Source organism: Romboutsia sp., assembly GCF_051659545.1.
In the GTDB taxonomy this organism is placed as follows: Bacteria; Bacillota; Clostridia; order Peptostreptococcales; family Peptostreptococcaceae; genus JBOFOR01.
The window spans coordinates 1-10,714 of record NZ_JBOFOR010000105.1; the positions used below are offsets into that span (position 1 = coordinate 1).

A 10,714-nucleotide genomic window follows, 5' to 3' on the forward strand; every position below is an offset into this window, starting at 1 on the left:
AATAAAATTATTAGAGGTAAAACATTTTTAGGATTTATCAAAAATATAAGAAGCTATGTTTTTAATCATAGCTTCTTTATAAATATAATCTACATTTAGTTTTTAGTTAAATATTGTGTACCCACTTTTTACTTTTACAATATATTCATTTTCATTATTATTAACTTCTTCATTCATAAATCCTTTTAACTCTTTAGTTAAATTTGTTTCTTCCTCATAGTTTGTATTCTCAAAATACTTTTCTACTGGAGTATTTTTGTATTTCTCATCGTCTGAAGCCTCAAACTTTATTCCTCTTGATGCTTTAACATCAAAGTTAAATTTATAATCTACTAATGGTAATTCTATTTCTACTGTTGAAGCAGAATCTATAATAAGATTTTTTGCTACTGGAACCTCTGCGTTTATATTAACATCGTATACCTCATAGTCTTTAGCAGTTGTTTTTATCTCTATGTTTTCAGGTATATCAGTTTCATTTCCTATATAGTTATTTCCCTGTATATCTACTGAGTTTGCTATTACTTTTATATTCTTTATACCACTAATTTCTTCTGTTGATAATGATACATGTGATAATGATTTAATATTTAAGTTTTTTAGATTCAAACCTGCTCTTAAAGATATATTTCCACTAGATGTTTCATAATCTAAAGTATCTAAAAGTACATCATCCTCAACTATAAGCCCATTGTCATTTGTTTTTATATCAACATTAACTTCCTCTGGTAAGTAAACCGTTATTTCTGAGCTATACGATGAATACATTTCATCTATAACATATCTAACTATATCATCTACATTTTTTGTTTCCTTAGTTATATTTCTATTTTCTTCTTTTATTGTAAGTTCATTATTTTTATTTTCAGCTGTAATAGTGCTTATTTCTTTATTTCCACTTCTTTCAACTATTACATTTGGTTTATTGTGCTTTTTAATAAATATATGACTTACACTAGAATCTATATTTAATTTAACTATTTTTTCTTCACTATTATATATGACTTCTTTTTCATTTTGTTTATTTTGAGCTATTTGAACATTATTTATAACCTTTGGCATAGCTTCTATTCCAGACCATATACCACCTACAACACCTATTGCAAGAAGTGCTACACCCACACTTGTTATTATCTGTTTTTTATTCATCTAACAAACCTCCATCTTGCTCCATTTCTTCCTTCTTAATACTTCCATTTATATATAACTGATTCGTTTTTATCCAAGTCAAATATATCTTTACTGCTCTTTTTTCTAATTTAAATATAGCTATAAATAATTGCCACAATAATATTTCTAAACCTATATAAGCTATAGATCCAAATACAACTACCATTTTTACTTCTGGCATAACTGATATTAAACTAATTGCAAATGGTGTTCCTACTATTGCAGCAAATATTGAGCCTACAAGTCCTACTCCAAAGCCAATAGTAGACATGCCTATTCCAAAGGCAAATGGCAATAATATTAAAGTTAATAATATTTGAATAAAGCTAATTTTCTTTCTAGATTTTACATGATTTTTATCATTTAGATTTACTTTAAATTTATTTAATACTGATTTACACTTGCTTTTGAAAGTTATATATAAATTTTCTACCTTACTTTTTATTTTATTTTCATTGTTAGCATTATTTTCTGCTAATAACTCCGATGCAATTTCCTTTGGAGATCCTAGCCCTGATATTATTTCTATTTCAGTTTTTCCTTCTATTGCTCCATCTATAAAATACTCTTCGTAGTCTCTTAATATATCCATTATCTCATCTTCTGAAAAACTCTTTTTCAGATAGTCTTTTAATATTTCTAAAAAATCATCTTTTCTCAATTTTACTCCTCCTAATCATTTAATAATGTATTTACTGCTAATACAAATTCTTTCCATTCTTTAGTTAATTTATCTAAATTATCTGTACCATCAGGTGTGATTTTATAATATTTTCTCGCTGGTCCTTCATTTGATTCTAATATATAGGTTTCAAAATACCCTTCTTTTGTTAATCTTCTAAGAATCGGGTATATAGTTCCTTCATTTACTTCAATTACCTTTGAAATATTCTGAACTATTTCATATCCATACATGTCTTTTTTTGAAATAAGTGTTAAAACACAAATTTCAAGGACACCTTTTTTAAATTGAGTATTCATTTATTACTCCTTTCTTTTATTTCCTAGGGTAGTATAAGAATAACACAGTACTGTGTTTTGCACAATACTGTTTTTTACTATATATTGGGTTATAAGTACATAGTCTTGCTATTTTCAATACTTTTACTAAAAAAAATAAAGGATTTGTCCCTATTTGAGATAAATCCTTTATACTAATTGCTCTAATTTTTTTATTAAAAGTAAATATAAAGCTATTTTAATATATCTAAAAATTCACATCTAATTACTTTTTCTAAATCCTGTGGACTTAACTCTATTTGCTGACCTATTTTACCTGCACTAACTATCATGGTATTTAATTCTTTTGCAGTTTCATTTACAAAAGTCTTGTATAGTTTTTTCATTCCAACTGGAGAGCATCCCCCTCTAATATATCCTGTAAATTTATTTATGTCATTAACATTAATCATAGCTATATTCTTTTCTCCTGCTGCCTTAGCTCCTTTCTTTAGATCTAAGTTTTCATGTACAGGAATTACATACACATAAATATTTTTACTTGCACCTTGTGCTACTAGTGTCTTATACACTTCGTGTACTTCTCGTCCAATTTGATGAGCAACTTCTACCCCATCCATGTGCTCTCCTTTTTTAGTAGTGTAAGACCACATCTTATAGTCAATTTTATTGGAATCTAAGATTCTCATAGCATTAGTTTTTGTATTTGCAGTTGCCATACTCCTCACTCCTTTTTTTACATATTGCTTTTTAATAATCAAAATAAGGAAGATGATAGCCATCTTCCTTATTCTAATTATTCTATATCTCTCTTGTGTATTCTTTTAACCATTCTCTTTCTTCTTCATTTAAAAATGGAGCTATATTATCATACACTTGTTTGTGATAATTATTTAAGTACTCTTTCTCATTTGGTAACATAATCTGTGGATTTATTGCATCTAAGTCAATAGGTGCAAAAGTAATCACTTCAAAGTCCATAAATTGACCATATTCATTTTTTTCTGCTTTTCTAGTTACTATTTCATTTTCTATTCTTATTCCATGAGAACCTACTTGGTATACTCCTGGTTCATTCGTTGTTACCATTCCTTCTTCAAGTATACAACTATCATCTCTTTCAGGTACTACTCTCCATCTAAATCCATTCGGACTTTCATGGACATTAAGTACAAATCCGATTCCATGACCTGTACCACATTTATAATCTATACCAGTATCCCAAAGTGGACCTCTAGCTAGTATATCTAAGTTATATCCTCTGCATCCATATAGGAATTTTGCCATTGATAATCTTATCATACCTCTTACAACATTTGTAAAATCACTTTGAATATTTTCTGATATAGGACCTAAAGCTAATGTTCTAGTTATATCTGTTGTACCATCTAAGTATTGTCCACCTGAATCTACTAAAAATAAATGTTCAGGTTCTAACTTATAATTACTTTCTTCACTAGCACTGTAGTGCATCATCGCTGCATGCTCTTTGTAAGCAGCAATTGTTCCAAAGCTAGGTTCTATAAATTTATCTTGCTCTCTTCTAAATTCTTCTAATTTCTTTGTTGCACTTAATTCTGTTATTTCTTCTTTACATACATTGTTTTTTACCCAATACATAAATTTAGTGAAAGCTACACCATCTTTAATATGACTGTTTCTTATGTTTTGTAGCTCTACTTCGTTTTTTATAGACTTAAATAATACCGTTGGGTTTGCTTCTTCTATTTTTCTTATATTTTTAGGTATATTATTGTAAACAGCATAATTTACTTTTGCAGGGTCTATTAATACTACTTCATCAGCTTTAAGATTTTTTACAAACTCATAAACTTCATCATAAGGTTTTATTATAGTATTTTCTTTATTTAATTCATTTTTTATTTCATCGTTTAGTTTATTTTCATCAACAAATAAATATACTTCATCTAATTTTAATACTGCATAAGATAGAACAACAGGATTTGATTTAATATCTCCACCCCTTATATTAAATAACCATGCTATGTCATCTAATGTAGTTAAAATATGTGTAGTAGCATTTTTTTCTTTCATAACCTTTCTTACTCTAGCTAGTTTTTCACTGTAACTTGCTCCAGTATATTCAGTTCCTAATAAAAATGCTTTTTTATCTGGTAATGTAGTTCTATCTTCCCAAATTTCTTCTGCTAAATCCTTAGAGTATTCTATAGATATATTTTTAAAATCTAGTTTTTTAACTAAACTTTCTCCTTCTTTAGCACTTATTACTTTTCCATCAAATCCTAATTTTCCATCTTTAGGCATATTTTCTATTATATACTCTTCAACTGTAGGTACTCCTTCTTCTCCAGCTTTGAATAAAGTTATCCCACTATCTTTTAATTCATTTTCAGCCTGTATGAAGTATCTACCATCAGTCCATAGTCCTACCTCGTCTTGAGTTACAACTAATGTACCTGCAGAACCTGTAAATCCTGACATAAATTCTCTAGTTTTAAAATAATCTCCTACATACTCACTTTGATGATAATCTGAAGATGGTATTATGTACCCACATATATTTTGTTTTTTCATTACATTTCTTAAGTTTTCTACTCTTCCCTTTATCAATTCTTGATCCTCCTTTTATTTTGATAGTATTATTATAGCCTATTTTTAACTTAATCTACCATACTTCTCGTAAAAAATGAAGCTTCTTACATTTTAAGAAACTTCACCACAATATACTATATAAATTTACTTATATAATTTTTATCTGTATTTTTAACGTTTTCAACTATATTTTTTATTTTTATAGGTTTTTCACCTAGTATAAATATTTTTTTACCTAAAACTAAAGCTTCATCAATATCATGTGTTACAAATAATACAGTACGATTTTCTTCTTTTAAAATTTCCTTAAAATTATCCATTATTGTTTGCTTATTTTTTATATCAATAGATTTAAAAGGTTCATCCATTATAATTACCTTTGATGGATAAATAAAAGCTCTAGCAATATTTACTCTTTGCCTAATTCCTCCACTTAACATTTGAGGGTAATGTTTCTTATATTCGATTATACCCACTAGTTTTAAATACTTATCACACAACTTATCTATTTTTTTTTCATTATAATGCTTTCTAACTACTAGTTTTATATTTTCTTCTACTGTTAACCATTCTATAAGTCTATCATCTTGAAAAATATAGCTTATTCCTAACTTCTCTATTCCATTAAATTCTTGTGAGTCATTTTCTATTATTCCACTTATTATATTTAAAAGAGTACTCTTTCCACATCCCGATTTTCCAAGTATACAGTTTACCTTGTTCTCATAAAAATCAATTTCAAAATCTTTAAATATAATATTTTTACCATAGCTTTTATTTATATTTTTTATGTTTATCATCTTCTCCATATGAAGCTTCTCCTTAATATGAATTTTTGAATAATATTTAGTAACATAGATATTATGAGTATAATTACTAACCATGCAAAAATTCCCGAAGTGTTAAAATTAACTTTTTCTACTTGTATCATAGTACCTACTCCATAGTTGGGCTGTCCGTAAACTTCTCCTGCTATAACAACCTTAAAAGCTAGTGAATAAGTGGAAATAAGAATAGGTATTAGTCTAAATTTTATAGCAGGTAGGTAAATTTTTAATACTTTCTCTTTAGTGTTTATTTTGTAAAGTTTAGCCATTTCTAGTATCCCTTTGTCCATTCCTACCATTGCACCTAATATGCTATCATATAATATAGGAAAAACTATGGCAAATCCAACTATAAAAGGGGCATTGTCTTTATCAAACCAGATTAATGCTAAGACTATTAGTATCATATTTGGTATTGATTGAGCAAAAGTATTTATTGGCTTAAAAAAATTTCTAACAATTCTATAGCTGTAAGATGTTACACCTAATATTAAAGACCAGATTAATGCAGTAATAAAACTAATTACACTTCGTCCTATGGAAAAACCTACATCTAAATAAAATCGATTTTGTGTTACTATTTCCTTTAGACTTTCAAAAGTTTGTCCTATCGTTGGCAAATAAATATCATTTTTAATAATTACAGCTACTAGTTCCCATATAATTAAAAAGGCAACACTTGATAGTGTTACCTCTATGTTATCTCTTTTCTTTAAGCTATTCTCCCTTAAAGTAGATTCCTTCATCTGGTAGTTTTCCTCCTACTGTCTTAGCGTCAAAATCAGCTAGTTTTTGATAGTAGTTGTTATAATCTTCTATCGTATCTTTTATTGGTATGTATTTTAAATTAGCTCTTTCAATAGACTTTCCTATTATCTTTGGCTCTACTGTAACGCCTATTTTTTTAGCATATTCTCCAGCTTTTTCTCCATTTGTATTTGCCCAACTTATACTAGCTAAAAGTTGTACTAAAAACTCATTTACAAATTCTGCATTGTCCTTTATTAGATCTTTTTTAACTATTATCGTTGATTGAGGATATCCCTGTTCAGACTTAAATGTTTCTTTCCATCCATCATTTAAGCTTTTTATTATTTTAATATTAGGATTTTTAGCCATTAATCCTGTAAGTGCAGGCTCTGGTACAAATCCTGTGCTTATTTTTCCAGTTGCTAATAATGGTACTAATTCACTAGCTGAATTTACATATGTAAAGTTTATATCTTCCGTATTTATCCCTTTTTCTTTTAATATTGCTTTTACAGTTATATCTGGAGTTAATCCTTTACCTGTATTTCCTACTTCTCTACCTACTAAATCACTAAAATCTTTTATATCCTCAGTAGATACTAAATAGAATGATCCCATTCCTACCGTACCTGCAATTTGATAATTTGATGTTTTATTGTATGCTATTGATGCCATATTTGACGGTACTATAGCTATATCTGGCTCTTGTTTCATAACTGTTGTTGAAAGGGTTTCTGGTGTTTTCTCTATGGTATACGTTAGATTATATCCATTCTTAATTTGCGGATTTTCTTTAGCCAATTTAGCAATTGATATTGCTGGAAGCCCATCTGGAGCACATACTTTTATATCTTTAGATACAACTTGTTTATCTGGTTCTGCTTTAGGATTCTCTTCTTTAGTTTGACTACATCCTACAGTCATAGATGCAACTAATGCGCATCCTGCTGTTGTTACTAGTAATTTTTTTGCCCATTTTTTTATATTCACTATTATCTCCCCTCTCTTTTAATTACAATATATTAGTTTCTCTAAATTTGTTGAATATTCCTTCTTTTTAATATGCTAAAGATAAAATAATATATATAAATATGTATTATTTTATCTTTAGCATATTAAAAGGCCTGAATCCTATATAATATAGAAAACAGACCTTAATCAGCTAATTTTTACTATTAATTTTTTATAAAATTTCATTCTTATATAAAAGGATTATAAAATCTCGAGCCATTGCTTTTGACCATATATATAGATACTATTAATATGCCTATAAATACAGCTATTCCTATATAGTCGCTTTTATAAAGTTTTCTTCCGTTATACCAAGTACGCTTTTTCCCATGTCCAAAAGCTCTTAACTCCATTGCTAAACTTATTTTATCTATTCTATCTAAAGAAGAGAAAATTAACGGCATTAATATTGCTGTTGAATTTTTTATTCTCTTACTCAACTTTTCTTTTTTGGATAAATCAATACCTCTTGCTTGTTGTGCAAATGATATATCTTTATAATCTCTTTGAATATCTGGTATATATCTTAAAGCTATTGATACTGTATACGATGCTTTGTAGTTTATTCCAAGTCTATTTAGTGATGCTGCAAACTCACTTGGCTCTGTCGTTAAAATAAATAAAAGCGCCATAGGTATTGTAGCAAAATACTTAAGCAATACATTTAATTCATAGAATAACTGCTCTTTTGTCATTGTATATGGACCTAAAATATGAAATAATTCAGTTCTAGTCCCGTATATATTAGTACCTTCATATGGTGAAAATACAAATATTAGAACTGCATTTAAAAATAAGAAAAATAGTATAAAATATAGTAAAAATGATACTTCTTTAAACTCTATTTTAGATACCTTAAAAGATACTAATCCAAATACAAAAAGTCCGAATAAAACTCTTGTATCATAAGTAATCATTGCAGCTATTGTCCAAAGTAAAAAACAAATCAGCTTAGTAGATCCACTTAACTTATGAATAGGCGAATTCTTTCTTATATATGATAACATCTCTGCATTCATATTTTTCTCACCTTCCTATCGTAGCTTATAAATCTATTTACAAATCCAGCACTATCTTCTATATCACAAGATACAGCTAGTTCTTGTAATGATGTTTCTTTTAGATTTGCTTTTTCTATTACTTCTTTATTAGTCAGTATATTAGCTGGTGTATCATCAGCTACTTTTTGACCATTTGCTAAAACTATTACGCTATTCGTATACTCTAGCATTAAATGCATATCATGAGTAATCATAACTATAGTTATTCCTTGTTTATTTAATTCTACTAAGAACTCCATTATTTCTGTATAATGCTTAAAATCTTGCCCAGCAGTTGGTTCATCTAGTATTATTACTTCTGGGTTTATTACAAGCATAGAAGCAATTGTTACTCTTTTCTTTTGTCCATAGCTAAGTGCCGATATTGGCCAATTTTTATATCCGTATAGCCCACATGTTTTTAAAGTTTTATTTACTCTTATCTTTATCTCATCTTCTCCTATACCTCTAATTCTAAGTCCAAAGGCAACTTCATCAAAGATCATCGTTTTAGATATCATTTGATTAGGGTTTTGCATTACAAATCCTATTTTTTCAGAACGCTCTTTTATAGTTTTATTTTCTAAATCTTTTCCATCAAACAATATTTGTCCGCTATCTGGCTTGAAAAATCCACACACTAACTTTGAGATAGTGGATTTACCTGCACCATTTTTTCCTACTATGCTCACCATATCGCCCTTATTTATTTTAAAAGATACATTTGCTAGTATTTGCTTATCTGAACTATAAGAGAAACTAACATTTTGCATTTCTAGTATTGGCTCATTCTTAGTTGAAGGATTAATTATTTCTCCATTGTTATACCAATTTCTTACCTTATCTCTATAACTTTCAACTTCTTTTAAATTTAAAGCTTCGCATTTAGCATACTTTAAAGCGGTTAAATATAAAGGCTCTCTAACTCCAACTTTAGTTAATATATCCATTTTTAATATTTCACTTGGAGTTGTATCTGCTACAATCTCACCTTTATCCATTACGATTATTCTATCTATATCACATTGTAGAACATCTTCTAATCTATGCTCTATAATTACTATCGTTTTATTCCCGCACTTTTGTATACTATCTATTAACTTCATAGTACTTTTACCCGTTGCAGGGTCAAGACTTGCTAATGGCTCATCAAATAAAAGTATTTTAACTTGATCTACAGTTATACCTGCTAAAGTTACTCTTTGCTTTTGACCTCCAGATAGGTTGTATGGAGATGTGTTTAATTCACGTTGCATATTTACTGCTTGTGCTGATTTACTTACTTTTTCTATTATATCGTTTTGTCTCATACAGTAGTTTTCTAACTTAAATGCTATATCTTCAGCAACTGTTAGTCCAATAAATTGACTATCTGGATCTTGTAATACGGTTCCTACTACTTGAGATAACTCAAATATATTTTTAGTACCAACATCTTCACCATCTATTTTTAAATTTCCTGTAATCTCACCACTGTAATAAAATGGTACCAGTCCATTTAGACAATGAGCCAAAGTACTTTTACCACTTCCTGATGGTCCTACTATTAGTACTTTTTCACCTTCGTATATAGTTAAGTTTATGTTTTTTAGAGTTTGTTCTGCTTGTACTCTATATCTAAAGCTAAAGTCTTTAAACTCAATTATCTTCTTTTTCATATACGTCTCCTTATCTATATTTCATTACGCTATTTGCTATACTTAATCTTCTTCTACTCTTAAACTTCCGCTCTTTATTTTGGTTTTCGAGTAAGTTGCTAACACTATCGTGCCTAATATTCCTACAGTTATCATATTCGAAACTCCACCTATTGCACCTTGAAGATAAACCTTATTAGCTGGTTCTACATATATAATTACATCTAACGTAGGTGCTACTATAAACCACGCTATTATATTTGCTATTATTTGAGTAATATTAAATATAATTATTTGTTTTACCTTAAATTGACCCTCTTCGACTTTTAATCTTTTGTGCATTAAACCTATTATAAGCCCAACTATAGCTGATGATATTAACCAACTAACCCAAGGCATTCCGTAAAATACTAAGTCTTTTAATGCATGCCCTATAAGTCCTATTAAAAAACCTGCCTTTGGACCATAAAGTATTGCCATTAATGCTAAATATGCATATGCCGTTTCTATATTTGTATTTGGTATACCACTCGGGATAGATCCAAACCTTCCCAATATCATAAATACAGCTGCGCCTATACCTATGGCAACTATAGTTCTTATTGAAAATTTATTTTTATTCATTTTTATACCTCTCTATTTTGGATGTATATTATTAAATTTCATATAAATTTTAGTATACGATGTTAGTCGAAAATTGTCAATGTAAGTAAAAGTGTAATATAAAGGAAATTTTATATACATA

At 28.4% G+C, this 10,714-nt stretch carries 11 protein-coding genes; all 11 read right to left on the reverse strand.

The features are described 5' to 3' along the window. Positions 1–102: 102 nt before the first annotated feature. Positions 103–1,149, reverse strand: coding sequence for a hypothetical protein (locus tag ACRC03_RS06360; protein ID WP_438651717.1), 1,047 nt, complete (start codon positions 1,147–1,149; stop codon positions 103–105). Further along, positions 1,142–1,831: a DUF1700 domain-containing protein gene (locus ACRC03_RS06365; protein ID WP_438651718.1), complete on the reverse strand. Its 690-nt coding sequence runs from the start codon at positions 1,829–1,831 to the stop codon at positions 1,142–1,144. The genes ACRC03_RS06360 and ACRC03_RS06365 overlap by 8 nt, the downstream gene beginning before the upstream one ends. Positions 1,832–1,842: 11 nt before the next feature. Further along, positions 1,843–2,151, reverse strand: coding sequence for a PadR family transcriptional regulator (locus tag ACRC03_RS06370; protein WP_438651719.1), 309 nt, complete (start codon positions 2,149–2,151; stop codon positions 1,843–1,845). A 212-nt stretch (positions 2,152–2,363) separates the two neighbouring features. Next, positions 2,364–2,849 carry a Cys-tRNA(Pro) deacylase gene (gene ybaK / locus ACRC03_RS06375; protein WP_438651720.1) on the reverse strand — a complete coding sequence of 162 codons (486 nt, stop codon included), beginning with the start codon at positions 2,847–2,849 and terminating at the stop codon, positions 2,364–2,366. 82 nt (positions 2,850–2,931) lie between these two features. Then, complete coding sequence (locus ACRC03_RS06380) at positions 2,932–4,722, reverse strand: aminopeptidase P family protein (protein ID WP_438651721.1); 1,791 nt, start codon at positions 4,720–4,722, stop codon at positions 2,932–2,934. Between the two features lie 116 nt (positions 4,723–4,838). Then, on the reverse strand, positions 4,839–5,513 hold the full coding sequence (locus ACRC03_RS06385) for an ABC transporter ATP-binding protein (protein WP_438651722.1): 675 nt from the start codon (positions 5,511–5,513) through the stop codon (positions 4,839–4,841). Further along, positions 5,501–6,277: an ABC transporter permease gene (locus tag ACRC03_RS06390; RefSeq protein ID WP_438651723.1), complete on the reverse strand. Its 777-nt coding sequence runs from the start codon at positions 6,275–6,277 to the stop codon at positions 5,501–5,503. The genes ACRC03_RS06385 and ACRC03_RS06390 overlap by 13 nt, the downstream gene beginning before the upstream one ends. Beyond that, the gene (locus ACRC03_RS06395; RefSeq protein ID WP_438651724.1) at positions 6,249–7,271 is read right to left on the reverse strand and encodes an ABC transporter substrate-binding protein; all 1,023 of its coding nucleotides are present in this window, start codon (positions 7,269–7,271) and stop codon (positions 6,249–6,251) included. The genes ACRC03_RS06390 and ACRC03_RS06395 overlap by 29 nt, the downstream gene beginning before the upstream one ends. Before the next feature lie 209 nt (positions 7,272–7,480). Beyond that, a complete protein-coding gene (locus ACRC03_RS06400; RefSeq protein ID WP_438651725.1) occupies positions 7,481–8,311 on the reverse strand; it encodes an energy-coupling factor transporter transmembrane component T family protein in 831 nt (276 codons plus the stop codon). Continuing rightward, positions 8,308–9,990, reverse strand: coding sequence for an ABC transporter ATP-binding protein (locus ACRC03_RS06405; RefSeq protein WP_438651726.1), 1,683 nt, complete (start codon positions 9,988–9,990; stop codon positions 8,308–8,310). The genes ACRC03_RS06400 and ACRC03_RS06405 overlap by 4 nt, the downstream gene beginning before the upstream one ends. Before the next feature lie 42 nt (positions 9,991–10,032). Beyond that, complete coding sequence (locus ACRC03_RS06410) at positions 10,033–10,593, reverse strand: ECF-type riboflavin transporter substrate-binding protein (protein ID WP_438651727.1); 561 nt, start codon at positions 10,591–10,593, stop codon at positions 10,033–10,035. Between the last annotated feature and the right edge of the window lie 121 nt (positions 10,594–10,714).